This window comes from Agaribacillus sp. DX54, from assembly GCF_056858335.1.
The window spans coordinates 91,841-113,689 of the sequence record NZ_JBXEQE010000005.1 but is presented as its reverse complement, the minus strand read 5'-3'; the positions used below and the strand labels follow the sequence as shown (position 1 = coordinate 113,689).

At 45.5% G+C, this 21,849-nt stretch carries 15 protein-coding genes; 5 read left to right on the top strand and 10 right to left on the bottom strand.

The window, feature by feature from the left end:
* Positions 1–705: an HAD-IA family hydrolase gene (locus tag AC04NP_RS07995; protein WP_482859036.1), complete on the bottom strand. Its 705-nt coding sequence runs from the start codon at positions 703–705 to the stop codon at positions 1–3.
* 69 nt (positions 706–774) lie between these two features.
* Here AC04NP_RS07995 and AC04NP_RS07990 point away from each other — a divergent pair, with 69 nt between their 5' ends.
* Both AC04NP_RS07990 and AC04NP_RS07985 read left to right on the top strand, forming a co-directional pair.
* Positions 775–1,350, top strand: a complete 576-nt coding sequence (locus AC04NP_RS07990; RefSeq protein ID WP_482859033.1) for a helix-turn-helix domain-containing protein — start codon at positions 775–777, stop codon at positions 1,348–1,350.
* 419 nt (positions 1,351–1,769) lie between these two features.
* Positions 1,770–2,456 (top strand): SagB/ThcOx family dehydrogenase, encoded by a 687-nt coding sequence (locus AC04NP_RS07985; RefSeq protein WP_482859031.1) that lies wholly within the window; start codon positions 1,770–1,772, stop codon positions 2,454–2,456.
* Positions 2,457–2,571: 115 nt separating this feature from the next.
* Here AC04NP_RS07985 and AC04NP_RS07980 read toward each other — a convergent pair whose 3' ends face one another.
* Positions 2,572–2,838: a hypothetical protein gene (locus AC04NP_RS07980; RefSeq protein WP_482859029.1), complete on the bottom strand. Its 267-nt coding sequence runs from the start codon at positions 2,836–2,838 to the stop codon at positions 2,572–2,574.
* A 328-nt stretch (positions 2,839–3,166) separates the two neighbouring features.
* Between AC04NP_RS07980 and AC04NP_RS07975 the strand changes: the two genes are divergently transcribed.
* Entirely contained in the window at positions 3,167–3,385 is a 219-nt protein-coding gene (locus AC04NP_RS07975; RefSeq protein WP_482859027.1) for an archease, read from the top strand.
* Here AC04NP_RS07975 and AC04NP_RS07970 read toward each other — a convergent pair.
* From AC04NP_RS07970 to AC04NP_RS07935, 8 genes are all read right to left on the bottom strand, one after another.
* Complete coding sequence (locus AC04NP_RS07970) at positions 3,382–5,112, bottom strand: cadherin domain-containing protein (RefSeq protein WP_482859025.1); 1,731 nt, start codon at positions 5,110–5,112, stop codon at positions 3,382–3,384. The two genes, AC04NP_RS07975 and AC04NP_RS07970, sit on opposite strands and share 4 nt — an antisense overlap.
* Before the next feature lie 264 nt (positions 5,113–5,376).
* Positions 5,377–6,036 (bottom strand): 4'-phosphopantetheinyl transferase family protein, encoded by a 660-nt coding sequence (locus AC04NP_RS07965; protein ID WP_482859023.1) that lies wholly within the window; start codon positions 6,034–6,036, stop codon positions 5,377–5,379.
* Entirely contained in the window at positions 6,033–10,211 is a 4,179-nt protein-coding gene (locus AC04NP_RS07960; protein ID WP_482859021.1) for an amino acid adenylation domain-containing protein, read from the bottom strand. The genes AC04NP_RS07965 and AC04NP_RS07960 overlap by 4 nt, the downstream gene beginning before the upstream one ends.
* A 282-nt stretch (positions 10,212–10,493) precedes the next feature.
* Positions 10,494–10,736, bottom strand: a complete 243-nt coding sequence (locus tag AC04NP_RS07955; protein WP_482859019.1) for an acyl carrier protein — start codon at positions 10,734–10,736, stop codon at positions 10,494–10,496.
* A gap of 1 nt (position 10,737) precedes the next feature.
* A complete protein-coding gene (locus AC04NP_RS07950) occupies positions 10,738–12,321 on the bottom strand; it encodes an amino acid adenylation domain-containing protein (RefSeq protein ID WP_482859017.1) in 1,584 nt (527 codons plus the stop codon).
* 23 nt (positions 12,322–12,344) lie between these two features.
* Positions 12,345–13,496, bottom strand: coding sequence for an acyl-CoA dehydrogenase family protein (locus AC04NP_RS07945; protein WP_482859015.1), 1,152 nt, complete (start codon positions 13,494–13,496; stop codon positions 12,345–12,347).
* A gap of 91 nt (positions 13,497–13,587) precedes the next feature.
* Positions 13,588–15,804, bottom strand: a complete 2,217-nt coding sequence (locus AC04NP_RS07940; protein ID WP_482859013.1) for a TonB-dependent receptor — start codon at positions 15,802–15,804, stop codon at positions 13,588–13,590.
* Between the two features lie 423 nt (positions 15,805–16,227).
* Positions 16,228–17,313 (bottom strand): ornithine cyclodeaminase family protein, encoded by a 1,086-nt coding sequence (locus AC04NP_RS07935; RefSeq protein ID WP_482859011.1) that lies wholly within the window; start codon positions 17,311–17,313, stop codon positions 16,228–16,230.
* Positions 17,314–17,565: 252 nt separating this feature from the next.
* Between AC04NP_RS07935 and AC04NP_RS07930 the strand changes: the two genes are divergently transcribed.
* Both AC04NP_RS07930 and AC04NP_RS07925 read left to right on the top strand, forming a co-directional pair.
* Positions 17,566–18,816, top strand: coding sequence for a HupE/UreJ family protein (locus AC04NP_RS07930; protein ID WP_482859010.1), 1,251 nt, complete (start codon positions 17,566–17,568; stop codon positions 18,814–18,816).
* Positions 18,817–18,897: 81 nt separating this feature from the next.
* Complete coding sequence (locus tag AC04NP_RS07925) at positions 18,898–21,849, top strand: non-ribosomal peptide synthetase (protein WP_482859009.1); 2,952 nt, start codon at positions 18,898–18,900, stop codon at positions 21,847–21,849.

The following is a 21,849-nucleotide window of genomic DNA, read 5'->3' as shown; positions in this document are numbered from 1 at the left end:
TCAGGCTGCAATTATAGCTTTAAGCTCTTCCAGCGAATGAATGGCATGGGTAGCTCCCATTGCCAACAGGTCATCCTTCGTATATTGAGTAGAAATCATGCCTACAATATATCTACACCCGGCATTAATGCCCTCTTCCATATCAGAGCGGGTGTCCCCTACTTTTACGATATCACCGGCGCTTTTAATATTAAAATGTTCCAGCGCCCGTTGAATCATCTGTGGCGCCGGTCTCCCCTGGCTCACTTCATCGGAAGTAACAGAAAAGTCAATCAGTTGTTTATCCCTCCAACCCATTTTATCGATCAGTAAATCGGCGGTGGAGCGGATGTAACCGGTATCCAGTACTACCTTAATATTATTTTGCTGCAGATGGGAAAAAAGATCCGAAGCACCAGGCATCTCCTTGATTTTTTCACTGTTCCTGTAGGCTTCTTCTACCATCGTACGGAATATTTCGCCTGCCTCTTCTGCTTTTTCCTTTTCCACTTCACCCAGCTTCAACTCCATAAGTAACCTGATCCCTTCCTTTTTATTCATGCCGCCCACACGTTCCATTACTTCCGGCAATGAATAATGCAAGCCGAACTGCTCTAATGTCCTCCTGACGCATTCATAAACCGTTTTTCCCTCATCGATGGTAGTGCCTGCCATATCGAAAACCACTGCTTTAATGGGGGTCGAATTAGTTATTGTTTCGCTCATATTTAAATTTTTTACTGCCACGTGCAGTAGATGATAAATTTTTTCTATTTTGGCTGTAAAGTTGAACGGATGAAATCAGACATACTAGGTGCCATCGGTAAAAAGCTACGCGAAATCCGGAAGGACAAAGGCCTGAGCCTTGTAGAGGTGGCCAATGAAAGTGGAATAACTGCCGGATTGCTTTCAAAAATTGAAAACTTCCGCACCACACCATCGCTTCCGGTCCTTTACAAAATTGCATTAGCCCTGAAAGAGCCACTTTCGGAAATCGTAAAACCTGTCGATGATGAGCCGGAACAACTATATACATTGATCAGAAATGGTGAAGGTGATGAAGAAATAAGATATGACTCGAAAGGTTTGATTTATGAAAGCCTCATTTCCAAGGTCATTCATAATACGCCTGTTAAAATTAACATGGTGACGGTGAAACCAGGGGTATACCGCAAGCCTATCTCTAATGACAGCTTTGAACTGATCTATGTTATTGAAGGTGAAATTATCTATGGCCTTCAGGATGAACTTATTCATCTGAACAAAGGAGATACTTTGTATTTTAATGGTCAGATTCCTCATTCTCTCAAAAATCCGGGTACTAAAAACGTTATGCTTTTTAAAGCTTATTTCATGAATCCAAATCCTTGAATAGCCGCTTTACCAGCGCATCCAAAAAATTCATATTTATAAAGGTATTAAAAAATTTTACGCCAAAACATTAAAAAAAATATTTAACAATAACTTAATTTTTTTCATATTCAGTTAATCATTTATATAATGAAAATCAGTTAGTTGTGGGAAATATATTCTTATTCATATTTTTTTTTAATCCGGAAAGATTAATTTTTGTTAACAGAGAAATTTGAATATTTGTAAAATTTTAAATGTTACAGAAAGTGCTATTATCGAAAAAAGGGTATGGCTATTCAACGAACAATATGATCCTGTTTACCTGAACAAAAGGCCAGTTTTTCAATCTCTTTTATGTGCGAGAAGTTTCCCAAAATCAATACCGGTTATGATTTTGATCATTTTTTGTTTTTGAGATTAGCTTTACTTACAGGAATATGAAAATTATAGCTGTTTTGACTATTGGCCTATTAGCTGCCATCATGTTCTCCGGAAAAAAATATCGGTCTTCGGCAAATACCGAATTAAAGAATATCAAATTGCCTTCCCCGGTGTATAGCGGTGAAACTTCCATAGAGGAGACCCTGAAAATGCGCAGGTCAGTACGGGAATACAGGGACGAGCCATTGACATTGACTCAGGTGTCACAAATTTTATGGGCGGCCCAGGGTATCACCGATTCCAGGAATTTCCGTACGGCACCTTCTGCCGGAGCCTTGTATCCTTTGGAGGTTTATCTGGTAGTTGGCAATGTGCAGGACTTACCGGAAGGCGTGTATAGATACCAGCCAAACCATCATGAACTAAGCCTGGAGCTGGAAGGTGATAAAAGAAAGGCTGTAGCGCAAGCGGCGTTATTGCAAAACTGGATGACCAAGGCTCCGGTGATACTGGTGATTGCAGCGGTTTATGAGCGTACCACCATCAAATATGGGGCCCGGGGGAAAAGATATGTACATATGGAAGCAGGGCATACTGCACAAAATGTATACCTGCAGGCCATGTCCCTGAATTTAGGGACGGTAATCGTTGGCGCCTTTGTGGACCAGGCAGTAAAGAATGTTTTGACTATGAAGAAACAAGAGCAGCCCTTAGCCATTATGCCCATTGGTTCAGCGCAATAAATAAATTATGCTAACAACTTAATAATAAGTTAAAGCTAAGCTATTCATTTCAACGGCATGTTCTATCGCGCCTGCTATTCTACCCCGACAATACCATTAAATTTCAAACCGGATACTAAATGCCGGTTTCCCCTTCTTCTTCCACTTCATGGTTGAGATTCAAAATATCGTCCCTGACCGATGCCATAGTCTCTACAGATTGATGGTACACCTTATTAACCAGCGCATCCACATCTTTTTCAAACTCAGGAGGAAGTTGGTCGCGCAACTTGTCAATCTCAATTTCAATACTATCGAAAGATGCCTGTAGTATACGATAGGCTTCTGTGGCTGTTTCAGTTACCAATGTTTGCTGTTCTCCGTTTAATCTAATCTGACTCATAATAAGACAATTTTGTGGACTTTGACCCTAATCACAGACCAGCCTGATCTTAATTATTTACCCTTTAACCAATTCTTACTAACTTATAATAAACTAATTAATCGGCACGGTACATACCTGGTTTTCAAAAAACAGGAAATTGCTGACTCCTTAACGCTTTTCTTACATAAATTTAGGAAAATTATGTCAGACAACGCAGGATTTATAGTGGCACACCCATGAAAAGCATTTCTTTTCACCCTCGTGTGGCCGATATACGGTAAAGGCCAAGTATTTGATCCGGACTGCGGGAGGTGGAGCATCTGCTGAATAAAATGCCTGCAAAAGCATGAAGACGCCTGATAAAGGGCATTTGGTGGTTATAGAATCCCCGGATCTTACAGCCCTGTTGGTTGACTTTTTATCAGAAGTGCTTACTTTAAGCCATTTGCAAAAAGCGGTCTATGGCCGCTTAAGTACCTTGTACATCACAGATCAAAAATTTGAAAGTGATACAGAAGGAATATCAGCAAGCGCTTTCGATCAGGATATTAAGGCGGTCACTTAATATCCGGGGTTTTGGGTTAAATTGCTGTTATTAACCAAAATCTCAAAAGGAACAGGAAGCAGCAATTGAAAATTGGCGATAGAAAGCTCACTTTCAGCTTTGAAAAACCTTCTCAGGGTAATAAATGAGTTGCCTTCCAGACTCATTTCACTTTGCCACTGGCTAAAAACTTCCCCGGAAAGGTCACTCTGGGATAAACCTGCCGGCAGGGTGGCCTCCCCGGCCCGTAACCTGAGGACATCCAGGGCATCTTTAGCATCTGTCAAAGAAAAAAGTGCCGTGTGCGCTTCTGCGCTTATCAGGTAAGCTTCAGTAAGCCTGAAAACAGGAACATAATTGCCTTTGGTGAAAAAGCTGGAAAACTGAGCATTTCCTGTCTGCTCAAAAACCCATATCAACTCTGAATTATCTGCCGTGAAATTGTTCGTGTTTTCACTTAAATTATAAAGGGAATTGCCGATTATTTCATTAGCGAGGGTTAAAGCGTTGGACCAGTCTGCATTAAAAAGATAGGTTCTCGCCAGCAGGGCTTGTGCAAAGCCTTTTGTTACTTTACCTTCTTGTCCGGCGGTCCATGAAGCAGGAAGCTTGCCGATGGACAAGTTAAGATTGTTCTGAATAAACGTAATTACATCCTGTTGACTACTCCGAAACGATCCTGTATTTTCAATTTCCAATTCCAGTGGAACAGGCCCAAACCACTTCATCAAATTGAAATAGAGATATGCGCGAATTGCCATAGCTTGTCCTGTCACCTCACCTTTTTCCTGATTATCAGTCAAGGCATTTTCAGCGCTCAGAATAATGTTGTTCAAACCAAGTATAAGCTCATAACCTTCTGACCACAAATTCAATACCTGCCCGTCATTACTATTATGGCTGTGTGCATGCAAATTGTCCCATTCCGAAGAAGGGGAAGCCGTGGTGTTGGCATATACACCGTCTAGCAAATAGGTAAATTCCAGGTAGGCACCAAAATCCACATACCCTGACTCGAGGCTCGCCAATACCTCTGCCCTGGTCGCCAATGGCTCTGCGGCGATATCGTTGAGTTCTACCGTAATCCCGGCAGTGCTACTAACCTGACCATCGCTTACCGCTATGGTTAAGGTAAAGGAAGGGGTTGTCTCATAATCCAACGCCGAAGATGTATTCACCGTCAGTTCGCCTGTTCCGGCATTGACAGCAAAAGCATCTCCCGTATTTCCATCTGTTATAGAAAATGTTAAGGCATCTTCATCCGGATCAGAAGCCTGGATGGTGCCTACCACTGTCCCTTCCTGGCTGTTTTCATCAATGGAAAGGCTTTGATTTTCTACCACGGGCGACAGGTTTTCATCCTGGTCTGTCACCTCAATGCCGATATTGGCAGAAGCCATGTCAGTACCGTCACTTACCTGAACCACCAGGGTGAATGACGGATTGGTTTCAAAATCAAATACCGATGGGTCGTTCACTGTTATCACACCTGAGGTGCCATTGATAGCAAAAGCCTCACCGGTATTTCCGTCTGTGATGGAAAATGTTAACTCATCCTCATCCTGGTCCGTCGCCTTTACGGTTCCCACAGTGGTACCGCCAGGACTGTTTTCGGCCACTGAAAAGCTCTGTGCTTCAATTTTCGGGGGATTGTTAGCAGGAGTATCGTCATCTTCCTCACAGGAAATACAGATATAACACAGGCCGCAATACATTAAAAGCCGGGTAATTCGCCGAATCGTTTTCATTAAATTGTTCATATAACTGTATGTGGATCTTGTCTTTATCACTGATGATAGGCCCGTAAATATATCTGGCAGACTTTATTGTATAAGTTTGTGCCAAGTACTTTTCTTACACACGACAGGAACTGGCAAAAAGACACAAAGAGACACAGAGGTTTTCGCAAATAAAATAAAAATACAGGTAGCTTTATAAATGTAATAAATGTTCCAGTCATTTGAAAGGAGGATACCCTCGCAACCAGTCATAGCATGGTTTCTGATTTGTTTTTACCGGTCGATTGGACTACCGATGCTGTATGGCTCAACTTGTACCGGCACATTGGGTTTACCAGCAAAAGCCAGATGACAGCAATATTGATCACGCAAGGGGATCTCCCGGATTTGCCAGCTTCTGCCATTGACTTCCGCCAGTCCCTCGCCCGGAAAGTCGATTGCTTTGAGAGGGATGTTTAAGCCTTTTCCGTCAGCCTTGATAATTGCCTCTTTTTTGGTCCACCAGAGGTAAAATTCATGGTACTTATCCTCAGCTTCTCGCATAAGGGTTAATTCCCGGTTGGTGAATTGCCGCCTGAAATCCTCGATGTCCAGCGGTTTGATCTCTTCAATATCTATGCCTACCGTACAGTCTTCACTGAGGGCGCAGACTACGCCATTACCTGAATGTGAAATATTAAAATCAACCACCTCTCTGAGATAAGGACGGCTGTAAGATGTATACAGCATGTCTTTCAGTTTCTTTTCGTCGATGCCATACTTTTTAAGCCCTTCGATCAGTAGTAGTTTTCCAAATAAGCCACAGTGTGCGTCCTCCCATCGTCTGTACTTTTTGATGCGTCGACGCATGGGTTCGGGGAGACGAGCGAGATGGTATTCAAAAATCTCATCTTCGAGTTTTTTATCACAAAAAGTAAATAAAATGTGTATCATGCCTGTTTTTTATGGGCTTCGAGCATAGCCACTATCGTTGCTTCAATATCTGCCGCAAGGATTGAAATGGTTGGCTTCTCAAAAATACGGTTCACCGGAAGCTGAAGTTTCAGGCTGTCTTCAATACGGGCAACAATACGTATGGCTGAAAGGGAGTTTCCTCCAAGATGAAGAAAATTATCGTCGATGCCAATTCGGTTGACCTGCAACACTTCAGTCCATATGTCGGCAAGCACTGCTTCCACCTCTGTCTCAGGCACTACATACGGAACATCCATGACGGGCTGCTCGACGTGCAGACCAGGCAAGGCCTTGCGATCTATCTTGCCATTGGCTGTTAGCGGCAGACTTTCCAGATATCTGAAATAGGAAGGGATCATATATTCAGGTAATCGTCCGGCCAGGTGGCTTCTAATCTCTGATTGTGAAACTCCGGAGGATGTGGTGTAAAAAGCCACCAGGTGTTTTTCATCCTCCGGATGGCGATCTGTATCCGTATAGTCGATCTCGCGCATCATGCGGTGTACCTCTTCAGTATTTATCTCTTCGTTGATCTCATCGAGGGCACCTTGCCTGGTTTTATGCCCCAGGCGTACATCCCAACTGTAAGGGAAGGCGTAATTGCTGTATCCCTGTTCCTTTTTGTGCACAAAAATCCCCAATTGATTGATCAGGCAATTGGTGGAGCGGCCGGTGTCTGATGGCCGGATCCAGGGTAAATGCTGCTCCAGATACTGCATCATTTCATCCATGCTTATGTTGTTGTACCGGTAGAAATCAATAAACTGCACCTTTTCAAAGACCTGGTCGTCAGCAAACATAGATGTGTCTAAATGCTGACTCACTGCATCATTTACCCGGTGATAGGCTTTTCGCGCATTCAGAATGATCTCGTCGATACCCTGAACATCCACATTTTCTTTCCAAAACAACTCTTCGGTCAATCTTGTCTCGAAAAACTGCCCTCTGGAAAGTCCTGTTACAATAAAGGGAATCCCTTTTTCCAGGGCTACCTGGGTACTTAAGGTATACAACGTCTTGAAACACCCATTGCAAACATTGCTGTGTCTCTTCAGGCTGTCCACGAAAATTGCATTCATGGCAGGTGTGGTCCCATAGATATGATCGACACCCAGATGCTCAGCAACCCGGGTGATGTTGGCTTTTGCTTCTTCGGAAATATAACCATTGTCGAGGGTATATGCGAGCACATTTGCTCCCATTTCCACCAACTGGGCCAGGGCATAGGTGCTGTCCTTTCCCCCACTCAGCAACATCATGCAATCATAGCCTGTCGGCTCTTTTTTTTCTGTGGGCGTCAATAATGTATGGAGTTCCTGTGGTGTCTTGAAATATTGTTTTGCTTTTTCCTGATAGGTATCGAAAGAAAGGCATAAAGCGCAGGTTCCGGTATGATCAAAGACTACATTGGGATAGTTGGAAGGAAGACCGCAACGAATGCAATAGCTGATTTCATCAGTGGCTGATGCTCCCGGGTGGGCTTGCAGCATAACCACACAATCTCCGATGCCCGGATGCGTGCGCAAAGCTGCTTCAATTTCACCCGGCTCTACCCGGATGCCCCCGATTTTTACCTGATGGTCAATCCGGCCCAAAAATTCCAGTTCACCTCGCTGATTCATCCTTGCCATATCACCGGTACGGTACATGCGGGAGCCGGCAACAAATTTATTGTTGACAAAACGCTCAGCAGTTAATCCGGGATCGTTCCAGTAACCATCTGCCAACCCTGCCCCGGCCAGATACAATTCACCGGGAACACCTTGTGGAACCCGGTTTTGATGATCATCCAGCACGTAAACCTGCATATTGGGAATTGGTTTACCGATAGGTACGGATACCTGTGTATCGACATGGGTGTCGAACGCATGCACTACACAACCGACAGTCGCTTCGGTCGGACCGTACTCATTAAAAATACGTGTTGGAGCATGGAGGGATCCGGCAATGGATGCGGCGAGATCCGATCTGAGTGCTTCACCTCCCACGATGATGGTATTTATAGGAGTATCCGTGAGATCTTTGTCCCTTATGAGTGCCAGGTGGGCCGGTGTAAGCTTGATAATGTTGACTGTTTTATCTTCAATTACTTCTAAAAGTGACAGGTCAGGACCGGTATCAGGTTCTCTAAACACGGCAATACTACCTCCGGAAATCAACGGCACGAAAAGAGAAGTCACTGTCAGGTCAAAACCCGTAGAGGTGAACAGGGGAAATACAGGTTTTTCATGGTTGACATATTTTTCTTTTGCCCATTGGGCATAGTGGACAAGAGACTGATGTTTAATCATGACACCTTTGGGCTCTCCCGTAGACCCGGAAGTAAACATGAGGTAAGCCAGCATATCCGGTGTCGGACCGGCTTCAGTAATGATAGACTTTTCTTTAGCAATGGCTTGCCATGCTTTATCCACCTTACCTATTGGAATTCCCGAATCCGATATGACATCCGCCAGGCTATCGGAGGTCAGAACCAGGCGAGGTTTGGCTGAGTCGAGTATTTGTTGAACCCGTCGATAAGGATTATGAGAAGCAACAGGAATAAATGCGCAACCGGCTTTTAATGTTCCCAATACACTGATTACAAACTCAGGAGTCCTCGGCAGGTAAATTGCCAGCCTTTCCCCTTTGGCGATTCCCTGTTGGCGGAGATACTGCGCCAGTTGGTTTGATTTTTCATCTAAATCCCGGTAGCTCAATGATTTATTCTGATAGATAACAGCTTCGGCATCAGGAGATAAGGCGGCCTGGTTTTGAAACAGATCCACCACTGTACTTGGTCCCGCAACATCCGGTTGACCAAAATTTCCGGGCATTTCATCCCATTCTTCACAGTCTTGCAGCGCCACCTTTCCAAGAGGTTGGGACCGGTCTTCGATGCATGCATCCAACAGTTTCAAAAAGTGATTGGGCACCTGTTGTCTTTGGCCCTTGTCAAACACATCATGATTTAAGTCAAAGTGGAGTTGGATGCTACCCTGCTCTTCGAAATCATGTACTTGTAGCCGTAGATGGTGTCTTGGGTCTACATGGCCCGGATGCTGCCACGTTGATTTGACAGGGATGCCGTCAAAATCTGAAAAAGTAGCATGGATATAATTCAGCACCACGTTAAAACCCTGGCTCAGGGCGGGCGTGGCAGTACCGGGCTGTGCATTCATCAGGAATTCACTGGCTTCTGTCCTGACACGTTGAAGCAGCGAGCTAAAGGTATCGTCAGGCCGAACTTCCGCTATGAGGGGCAGCACTTCGATAAATACCCCGGGTGTTTCTTTGAAATCGGCTGTTGTCCGGTTGTGCGTGGGGGTTCCGATGGCAAGTTTGGTTTGAGCACTGATCCGGTACAGGTAGGCAAACAGCACCGATGTAAAAATATTGAAAAGTGAGAGGTGTTGGGTCCACGATCGCAGATCCCTTTCCTTCGTTAAACGGCGAAGAAGCCCGGAACGCTCAGCGCCAAGTTCCAGGGTAACCCTTGTCGCTTCCGTGGTTACCACAGGGGAGTTATGGCCATATAACCCGGGGGATTGTGGCAGTTTGGCCTGAATGACATCCCAGTACGCGGTAACTTTTTTATTTTGGCCGGCAAAGCGGAGATTTTTTTCATAAGCCAGGTAATCTTTATAAAGGGGTAACGCCGGAGCTTTCCCGGGTGTTCCGGCACCAAGGTGATGATACAAAACGGCCATTCTGCGATACAGGACAGACACTGCCCAGGCATCGGTGATCAGGTGGTGTTGATTCAAATACCAGATCCAGAGACGATCGGACTTTTTGATAAGCACTGAGGTAAACAACCGCTTCGAAAGATCAAACCTGATGCAATTCTGATTCGAAAACCAGGAGGCGTCATCTTCTGCCGACCTGCCGGGATCCGACCAGTCGAGCATCTCAGGAAGGTAGTTAAATGCTGAAAGCACCCGTTGCCGAGGCATCCCGTCCTCTTCCATGAAAACGGTTCTCAGCGCATCACTTTGATCAACCAACCGCTGAAACGCCAATTGAAATCGCGAAATATCCAGCTCACCTTGTATCTCAAAGGTTAATACCATGTTGTAAAGCGGAGATTCCGGGCTCAGCTTTTGCCCCGTCCAGAGCAATAACTGGCTTTGCGTCAGATTTGAATCGATTGAAGTTGTCTCTTGCTCATTCATCCGTTTTTTACTTTATTCTCTCCTATAAACTTAATACTTAACCTGGCGCCAGCCTTTAGCTGTCGCACAACGTTCTCAACAAAATTCTTTGTGCCTCTTTGTGTCTTGGTGTCTTCGTGGTTAACCTTTTTTCACCACGAAGACACCAAGAGGCACAGAGGTTTTCGGCTATACAATAAAAATACAAGCACAGTCTTAAATTGTGCAACACCCACGTCCGCTCGCGCTACGGGGAGTTATTTTTATTTGATGTTTGGTCGATGACCACAGATACTACCTGCTTTAATCCGATTTACGTCTTTTTAAATAATTATCAATATCCTCTACGGTCATGAAGTTTTCAATAACCAGATCTTCGGGTGGCACTTGTAGGTCAAAATGATCTTCGATAAACCGTACAAAGCGCATCATTCCCATAGAATCTATCAAACCACTTCCCATCAGGTCATCTTTTGGGTCCACTTTCAACCCGGCCCTTCCACTGAGTAATTGCTGCTCTATGTAATTTATTAAAACCTCACGCATGTTAAAATTCTTTTTCTTTAAAATTTTCAGCGGTTTCCCGCAGTTTAGTCCTATCAATTTTCCCGGTGGTTGTATAAGGTAAAGAAAGCACAAAATTTATTTTACGCGGCAGGGCATATAATGGTAAATAAAGCCCAAGGTAGTTGAATAGATCTGCTTCCTCTAAAGTCTCACCTTCTTTCAGGATCACAGTGGCTTCTATCAGCAGGCCCTCCGAAGCATTGGAAACGCCAAAAGCCGCAGCCTCCATTACCGCCTCATGCCCCAATATCACCGCTTCAATTTCATCGAGCTCGACCCGGTATCCGCGGGTTTTGATTTGTCTGTCCTCTCGTCCTAAAAACATCAGCTCCCCTTCAGCGTTGCGTCTGACAAGGTCTCCGGTTTTGTAATACACTTTTTCGAATCCCTGATCGCGGGACACGTAGAGCGACTTCTCTGTAAGTGATGGCTGTTTCCAATAACCTTTCATCATAGTTGCCGACCGCACAAGCAGCTCACCCGGCTCACCGGCGGCTACAGGGGTATTGTCCTGGTCTACGATCAATATTTCAGTATTATCCCAGACCCGGCCAATGGGTATCGACACGCCGGTTTCAGGCGGTGCGGGCAGGTGATAGTAGGTACACTGATTGACCTCGGCCGGGCCATAAACATTGCTGAATTTCGCCTGTGGCCAATGCGCCATCAATTTCTTCAGGTGCCTGGAGGGGAAAGGCTCACCGCCAAACAAAACCCACCGGATCGTACTGAGGTCACGTTGATCCGGAAGTCCATGACTAAGCAACTGCACCAAAGCCAGGGGCACGGAATACCAGACGGTTAATTTTTCTTTCTCCATCAGTTGCGTCATGCTGGCAGGCATTTTTGTATGTGCCTCGGGGATAATGACCGTTGTGGCCCCGACAAGGGGTGATGAAAAATAGCCGAGGGTAGATATGTCAAAATGCAGCGCGGCATGATTGCCTATGCGGTCGGAAGCATCGAGGCCATACAGTTGTGCAGATAGCCTGGCATAGCTTAGACCACTGTAATGCGAGTGCATAATACCCTTGGGTACACCTGTTGAACCTGAGGTGTACATAATGTAGGCAAGATCCTGCTCCAGAATTCGCACCTGTGGTCCATGGTCAGCAGGTAACTGTGCTACCTCGTGCCAGGAAATGGTCCGGACAGGCAGTTCATCGTCGATGCCAATAACTGATTGCAGCTTTACCCCTTCAGTGAATACTTCTTTGAGCGCCTTGATTAGTGAATGGGCTGTAATCAGATGTTGAAGGCCACAGTCCTGCAGTAAAAAACGTATTCGCGATTCAGGTGCATCCGGGTCCAGCGGAACATAAGCAGCACCGGCTTTCATGATACCATAGACCGCAATCGCAGATTCCAGACTCCGTCGGAGGTAGATTCCAACCCGGTCACCCTTTTTAACACCCAGTTCCACAAGTAAATGGGCCAATTGATTTGTCCTGTGCGATAAATCCTTATAGGATATATAGTTATTGCCGCACCTGAAGGCATCCTGTTCCGGAAACCTTTCGGCAGACTGTTCAATCGAATGAGGGAGTAAATAATTCATCTTCATGTAAGCAGTCACAGTCTTTTACTTTATAAACCCAGCCACTTAGCGATAATATTCCGCTGAATATCCGAGGTGCCGGCATAAAGCACGCCGCCCACCGCGTCTCTTAAGTTACGTTCCACTTCAAAATCGGTCAGGTAGCCGTTTCCACCGAAACTACGAATCGCATCCAGGCTGGATTCGATAAAAGCTTCGCTGAGCTGCAGCTTCAACAGCGCTGCTTCCAGTGTGGCAGGTTTACCGGTATTTTTCAGCCAGGCCACTTTGTATAGCAACAACCTGGATGTTTCCAGGCGGAGTTTCATATCTGCAATTCTGTTGGAAACCGACTGAAATTGTCCGATAGGTTTTCCAAACTGCTGCCGCTCCTGAACATATTTGACCGTCTGTTCAAGCTGACGCTCCATGGCACCGAGCTGACTGGCCAGGATACAACACCGGTCATATTCCAAAGAATGGTTCAAAATACTAAAACCGGCTCCTTCTCCCCCCAGTCGATTTTCCTCGGGGACAAAACAATTGTCAAACCTTATTTCACCAAAAGGTACGGTCCTCATACCCATCTTGTCCCGGGTAGGACTGGTGGTAAAAGATTCCGGGCCTTTTTCCACCAGAAAAGCAGAAACGCCCCACCTCCCTAGTTTTGGATTGACATTGGCAAAAACCAAAACCACATCCGCCAACGGAGCCAATGTGATCAAACGCTTTTCCCCATTGAGTACATAACCTCCTTCACACTTTTCAGCAGTCATTTTCATGTTTAGTATATCAGAACCTGCCTCAGGCTCTGTCAAGGCATGGGCCCCTATTTTTTCTCCGGTAGTAAAAGGCCTGAGATATTTTTCTTTCTGAGCCTCGGTACCAAACTGAACCACAGGGATCTGCACAGTCCACATCTGGGCATTCAATGCCAGCGCCAGGCCATTGTCACGGCAGCCATAGCCAAATCCCTCCATGGCCAACATGGCGGTAAGTATATCGATTTCCTCCTTTTGTCCACCGTACGCTGCAGGCGCTGCCATGCCCTGAATACCGAATTGGGCGCATTTTCGCCAAAGATCGCTCGAAAACTGTCCCTGCCTGTCCCGCTCCACCAGATCTTCGTTCAGCGTTTCCTCCGCAAACCGGATGATGCGCTCACGATATGTTGTTTGCTCTTTCGACCAGGAAAAATCCATTGGTAAATACTTTATAGTAATCTTTATTGTGTTCCGAAGCCCTTAATACCGAAAGGAAAAGATGTTGGATACCGGGAAACATGGTTGATAGTTAAAACCGGTATTTGATTCTTCCTTTCAGAAAAAATGGGAAACCCGGGGTAAAATGAATTTCTTCCACGCTCTCCGTCTCAAAATCCAGTCGCGACTCTGTAGCGAATTGTGTTTCGTTCCAGTCCTGATCAAACAGGTTTTCCACGATCGCGCTAAAAGTAAACGCCTTCCATTGATAATTAGCATTCAAATCCGTAATAAAATAGCCTTCGGCCACAATGCTGTTATCTTCATTGGCAGGCCTGTCTTTGATATATCGCATTTGTAAGCCGACGGAAAAATCGTCCTTCCGGACGCTAAAACCGCCCATGGCTGTCAGATCCGGAGCAAGGGGAATGTATCGCTGTCCCCCGGGCTCATCCACACTCCTGGCATAGGCATAGTTAACATCCCCGTTAAGAAATAGCCAATCCAAAAGTTGATATTGAAACCCAAAATCTACCCCCAGGCGCCTGGTTTTTCCACTGGGCTCAACAATTCCTTCATCACCCACGTACACAAACTCCTGATCCAGAGCCAAATACCACAAAGCTGTGTTTACTATCAAATTAGGCACAGGTTTCCAGGTAGCCCCTAAATCACTTCCGTACGCTGCCGGGAGTACTGACCGTTCACCCTGAATAACCACCCGGGTATCATTGGAGTGGAAGCCAATGCCCGATTTCAGGAAAAACTGAACGTTTTCGTTATAATTATAGATAAAATTCAATTTGGGAATTAGTATAGACTTTGTTAAATCCCGTTCATTATTATCGGTCGAAAGCAGGCTATTCTTGTATTTAAAATCAAAATAATCCAACCGGATACCCGGATTTATCAACAAAGGCCCTAAGTCAAACTCAAAGTTAAGGTAGGCAAAAGCGTTTGTTTCATCCACGTCGCCCAACTGGATGTTCTCAAGTGTAGTCTCCCGGTTGCGTGTCCTGGATAATTCCACATCATCATTGTTGTCATATCTGAACCCCGCACCTGCCTGCATCAGTGCTTCGATTCTGTTGATTTCAAAATAATGATTGAATTCGCTGTTTAATCCCAATAAGTTTCTCTCCTCCCTTTGCCTGATTTGATCGCCATTGACAGGATCATTGAGGAAAAAAGTAAAATTGGAGAACAGTTCGAAGTCGTAGGCCGAATAATAGAGACTATTTTTGATGAAGCTTCTGTCGTTAAAACTTTTCATGTATTTCAACATCACGTTGGTGCGGTGGGTCTCACCGCCTTCGGTGTCGTCGATAGCACCAAACCGGGTAATAAGGCCGGAATCAACGGCACGTTGCGGGATCTGACCGGAAGCGTCCCACTCACTGGCAAAATGTGAAACCAGCAGGGATAATCTGTCCAGGTTATGAAAGCGAACGGTATATTTGCCCATTACATTGATTCGGTCAAAATCCTGGGATGACTCAAAAGGTCCGTCCGATCTCAAAAATTCTCCGGCCAGGTAGGCATCATGATGCTCAGATTGTGCCAGCTTTAATAATCCCACGGTGCGAAAAGTATTAAAATTTCCAGCCTCAACACTCACAGAGCTGTTTTCCAACCGGTCTTTTGTCTTAAAACTGACATAGCCTGCTGTCGCAAAATTACCTCTATCGGTATAATACGGTCCTTTGCCAAAGTCAATTTTTTCAATAGTCTCAGGAATCAAAAAGTGCAGGTCAGCATAGCCCTGACCATGCGCATGGGAAACCATATTGACCGGTAATCCATCAACATCAATAGCTACGTCTGTTCCATGGTCAATATCAAAACCCCTCAAAAATATCTGTTCTGCCTTGCCACCACCTGCATGTTGCCCGATAAATAAACCGGGCACCCTCCGTAAAATCTCCTGGGACGAATTTACAGGATACAGTTCCGTGTTGATATCAGCAATAAGGTTAACAGCCTTGACACTTTGTGTGACCATGATTTCATCGAGCCGGAACGAAGTCTCCGAAAGCATAATATCCAATTCCAGTGACAAATTCTCAATGGCAATCTTCATACTCTTGTATCCAAGATGTCTGACCAGCAGTGTATCCCCTGCTTTCACCGGTTCAATAGAAAATTTACCGAGTTCATTCGTGTGCGCATGCTTTCCCGATGCAACGTGGATCACATAGGCTCCCTCGATGGGAAGTTTTCCGGAGTCAGACACCGAGCCTTCGATGGCCTGTCCATAGAGGAAATAAGGGATAACAAAAATAATAACAGCAGTAAAAATAAATCTCATATTTATACAGGTTTTACTTAGGTTTTAATTATTACAATTTTTTGTTCCGATCCTTAATACCCTGTACGGGCAGCACCCGGTTTGATAGTTGAAAGTCCTGCTTCAATAACTTCTTTCTGTCTGACAGATCAGATGTCCCCTAATAGCTGCTCAGCCCGTTTTCATGGTTAACTTAACGATAAGGTATCTTAAGAGTTCAAAAGTAACACTAATAATAACCATAATTATACAATTATTCCACATTTTTAATACAATTTTTTATGGAAATTATGCAAAATCAATCAATTATTCAGTTTCAGCAAACATGAACGCCTTTCGCATCTCCCGGTTATGGGCCGGGATTTTCAGAAAAAATTTCACCCCGCTTGGTGCCTTGTACTTGCGTAGGTCGAACGTGATGTCTATGCATTCTCATCCTGGCATTTAAATGCCCTTACCGCTCACTGCACTTAGCACATCGATAAAATGATAGGGGTTCTTGGCATCCTCAGGCATAAATTCGATTTCAACCTCCTGTCCCAGTCCCAGCCCTCTGGCATACTCCAGAAACAGCTCCATAACCACCTGGTCTTCCAGGGCCCATCCTGTAGAGTCAAACACGCTTAGCTGCTTTTGAATAGGGGTGTATGCTTCTCGGTGTTGCACAACTTCTGCCAACCCGGGGCCTATTTTTGCCGGCGCTAATTGCTGACATTCCCCTTCCATCACAGCTTGTTCCCTGAAATCCGGGCACACGAAACTATCTTCCAAAAGTTTGAGCGGCAGCTCCACCTTGCCTGGGAAGTCGGCACCCACAGCATTGATGTGCAGAGAGGGTTTGGTATCCAGGTCTGAAAATAAGGGCCCCTTACCCACATCCACGGAGGTAGCTGTGCAGAGTATATCCACCGAGTTAACCATTTCAGCGATTGCCGACGGAATAATTTCCAAATCCAGCTCAAGCGCCGAACAACGGTCCTTAAAAGATGAAGTGGCGTCCTTATCCACATCATATATTAAGACAGTTTCAAATGCAAACCGGCGGGACAAGGCGTGGAGTTGTGTGACGGATTGTGCGCCGCAACCGATCAGTCCCAGTACTTTGCTATCCGGATCAGCCAACAAAACACTGGCAATTGCCGATGCCGCACCCGTACGCAGCGCAGTTAGCAAGACACCGTCCATTAACCCAAGGAGGTGTCCTGTAGCCGTATCGTAAGCTGACAATGTTGACAAAATGGTAGGTAGATTATATTTATCCGGATTGTTGGGATGATAACCTACCACTTTGATCATCACTTTGCCACCTTTTCCGTGCAGCGGCATCCATTCGACAAGACCTGCTTCAGGGGAGTTATAGCTAAATCCGGACCGGGCGGGAATGATCGTACTTTCCGGATCAAAGGTCTCGAAAGCCACCGACATCCGGGTAATCAACATGTCCATAACTTCATGAATACCATGGTATTGCACAATATCCCGGACATCTCTGCCGGACAGAATTATTGTTTTTCGCTTGTTAAATCTCATGATCTGGCGATTGCTTTAACCAAAAAGAAAAATTCGGAATTTGGAACTTTTTTCCATCTAATATAATATATTTAATCCTATTTTAAATAAATTTTGTACATATTTCTGCTGCCTGGGCGGCAGCGCCGATTAAAACCCGGAATAGAACATCTCCGTTAAAAAATTGTTTTTGGCTTACAAATCGAAGCTGATGATAAAACCTGTGAAGCTATTGTTTGGCCAGTTTGTTTTTTTAAGATTAACCCAATTAAAATGAAGAAGCAATTACGATTCATCTATCTTGCCATTACCGGTTTATTTGTATTTACGGTGCCTGTATATGTACAGGCCCATGCACCCAACCAAAGCTATATTTTCTTTTATATTTATGAAAATGAAATAGACGGCATTGTAGAAATTACAACCGATGACATTAACAGGGTACTGCACCTTGGACTCACGCAAGACATGTCGCTGGAGGAACTGTCGCCGTACTTGCCGCAGATCGAAGACTATGTCCTGAAAAAAATCGCTTTCAGCTCTGCAGACGGTTCCCACACGATCCGGTTTATCAAAACTACCCTGTTTGACGGGGGTAGCCTGGGCAACTATGTGCAACTGCATTTTAGCCTTGAAGGACTCACCCGGGTGCCGGATAACCTGGATATCCGGTATGAGATTTTGTTTGACGAAGACCCTACCCATCAGGGGCTGATTGTGATTGCCGAACATTGGAAAGCAGGGGTAATTAATAATGAGGCCATGGTTTCACTCATTTTTGATGCCAACGATCGCGAAAGAACGCTGGCCATCGCTGAAGGGTCTCTGTTTCAGGGGTTTGCCATGATGGTTAATTTAGGCATACACCATATATGGATAGGCATCGATCATATCCTGTTCTTACTGGCACTGATACTTCCTTCCGTACTCAGGCGGCTGATAACGGAAGAAAAGCTGGCGCTGGCAACAGTACCGCAAAATGGCTTTCTATCAGGCATCAGCAGCCACTGGAGGCCTGTGGAAAACTTTAAGCCAGCATTTATCTACATCGTTAAGATCGTTACCTGCTTCACCATCGCTCATACCATCACCCTCAGTCTTGCAGCGCTGGACATTTTCAGCCTGCCCTCCCGTATCGTTGAGTCGATTATAGCCCTGTCGATCGCCCTGGCGGCATTGCACAATATTTATCCGATTTTTAAAGGGAATGACTGGCTTATTGCTTTTGGTTTTGGGCTTTTTCACGGTTTCGGATTTGCCAGTGTGCTAGGTGAAATAGGGTTGGGAAGCCATTACCTTACTTTAACTTTGTTTGGTTTTAACCTGGGTGTGGAAATTGGGCAGGTGGTCATTATATGTCTTATATTTCCCGTTCTTTATTTACTGCGTAACCTGAAGCTCTACCCCAAATTCCTGTTCTCAGGTTCGGTTTTGCTTATTTTGATATCCCTTTACTGGTTTACCGAGCGGTTTTTTGAAGTGGATCTGCTGTTGGGCAAATTTGTTTTTGGCTTTTTAATTTAGTATTTTGAAAGATTTAATGAGTTCCTTTAGACAGTTTTTGCGGCAATCGCTGCCTTTGTTTAGCACTGAAAATAGGCAGTCATGGCAATAAAAAATGAATCATCCGAAAATAAAGGTTCCTTGCTGGAAAGGTGGTTGAATCTTAATAAGGCACAGGAAACCCAAAAAGGCATTACACGCCATCCGGAGGACAAACCGGTTCCCCTTTCTTCCGGGCAGCAAAAGTTATGGTTTTTACAGCAACTTTACCCTGATAACCCATTTTACAATTATACCGAAGCCTTTCGGTTTAAAGGTAAGTTGAATACCGAAAACCTGGTACAAAGCTTCCGCATGGTAGTTGACCGTCATGATATCCTGCGTACAACCGTCAGGATCACAGAAGGTGAAGCCATCCAGGTAAAAGATATGGGCGCTGATATCGATATAAGTTCGATAGATAGGCAAAAAGAGGCCACAGGGCATAAAAACGAGGTGCAACGGCTTATTGCCCAAGAAGCCGGCCGGCCGTTTGACCTTGCTACCGGACCGCTGACCCGTCTTTGTCTGGTACGTATGGCGCCGGATGATTACCTCGCCATTGTCACCATGCATCATATCATTACCGATGAATGGTCTCTGGGCATATTAAGGGATGAGTGGGCGCTGTTCTACAACGCGCTGCAACAAGGTCATCATATATCCCGGGAACCATTAGCCGTTCAGTATGCGGATTATGCTTACTGGCAAAAGGCCCGGCAGCCCGATCCTTCGGATTTAGACTATTGGAAAAGAAAATTACAGGGCACGCTTCCTGTGCTAAATTTACCCACAGACCGTTCCAGACCGGCGATTCCTTCTTTTAAAGGAGGGTTTTGCACCAGATGGTTGCCGGCAGATTTATCAGAAAAGCTGAAAGACCTTACCAAAAAGACCGACACCACCCTATTTGTATTTTTACTGTCAGTCTATAAAGTGTTGTTGTATCGCTATTCCGGCCAACGGGATATACTCGTAGGCACCCCCTTCAATAGCAGGGATCAGGTATCCCTGGAGAAACTGATCGGCTATTTCATAGATACCTTGGTGCTGCGATCTGAAATATCGGGAGAAAGCAGATTTATTGATTTGCCGGAAGCCGTACGTCAAACTTCGCTTGAGGCCTTTTCCCATAAAAACGTGCCTTTTGAAACATTAGTCAGCAAGTTAAAACCCGAGCGTTATACGAGCGCCAACCCATTGTTTCAGGTGATGTTTGTGTATCACAAGCCTGCTTCCCTGCCATCTTTCGGTCCGGAGGTAAAATTCGAGCAGGTGACTTTTGAAGCCAGTTCAGCCAAATTTGACCTTACCCTGCACATGGGGGAAGAAAATGGCCGACTGTCAGCCACCTTTGAATATGCGACGGATCTCTTTGAGCGCGCTACCATCGAGCGGATGCAGGATCACTGGCAGGTGTTGTTGAAAGGAATCGTGGAAAATCCCGAGACATCGATCGCAGATCTGCCACTACTTACAGAACCGGAAAGTCATCAAATTCTCACGGTGTGGAACAGCACCGGCATGGCAATACCTGAAAATGAGCTTTTTATACATCAGATGGTTGAACAGCAGGCGCTAAAAAGCCCTGATAATCCGGCAGTGGTTTTTCAGGAAAGCCGGCTTACCTATCAACAACTTAATGAAAAGGCAAATGCCGTGGCCTCCCACATCCTTGAAAAAAGAACCGGGAAGAACAAACTTGTAGGCCTTTATGCTGAGCGTTCAGTGGAATTGATTACAGGAATATTGGGTATACTAAAAGCCGGTTGCGCCTATTTACCACTTGACCCGGAGTATCCTGCAGAGCGAACACACTTTATGGTGCAGGATGCAGCCGTATCCTTAATTTTAACACATGAAAAGTTTACATCACATTTTTCTGACCCCAGCGTCCGGCTGCTTACTTTTGAAGAAACAACCCATACACCGGCAAGGTCAGCGCTGCCCACTCCGGTTTCAGGCGATGATCCGGCCTATGTGATATATACTTCAGGGAGTACGGGCAAACCTAAGGGAGTGGTCATCAGCCACGATAACTTGCTGCACTCCACACTTTCCCGGCTCGCCTATTACCCTGCATCACCGCAATCATTTTTACTATTATCTTCTTTTGCCTTTGACAGTTCGGTGGCAGGCATTTTCTGGACACTCGGTACAGGTGGATTGCTGGTTTTAGGTGAAAACCGAATTGAACAGGACATCAACCGGCTGGCGGGTTTAATTGCCTCGCATCAGGTAACGCATACCCTGATGCTCCCCTCACTTTACACGTTGGTATTGCAACATGGCGATACGGAGCATCTTGGTTCCCTTCAAACGGTTATTGTGGCGGGCGAGGCGTGTATGCCGTCATTATGCGCACTTCACGCCGGCACACTGACAAACGCTACACTGTATAACGAGTATGGCCCTACTGAGGCCACTGTCTGGTGCATGGTTCATGAAGTCAGGGCAAAGGACAGCAAGGGACCGGTACCCATAGGCCGCCCTGTTCCTGACACCCGGATTTACATTCTGGATGAACGGCAGCAACCTGTTCCCGCCGGTGTAGCAGGTGAATTATACATAGCAGGTGCCGGACTCGCCCAGGGCTATCTGAATCAACCTGAATTCACCGCAGGCAGATTTGTACGTAATCCTTTTGCCGCTGAACCCGAAGCCAAAATGTATAAAACAGGAGATATGGCCCGTTTTCGTCCGGACGGTCTTGTAGATTTTCTGGGACGTGTCGACGAGCAGGTCAAAGTTCGCGGTTTCCGCATTGAATTGAGCGAAATCAACGAGACGCTGAAGCAACTCGAGAGCGTCAGGGATGCCGCTGTATTGTTGCATCGAGGGCCCCTGATACCTTTCATCGATGATGCCGGTGAAGTGGATACAGCACAGTTGGTGACCTGTATGGAAGCACTGGAAAACGATGAGGCCCAGGGCCTGCTAAATTCCGTCGAAAAGCTCTCTGAAAAGGAGTTGGATTTTATGCTGGATAAAATGAAGAAGTCTAAGAATAATTAA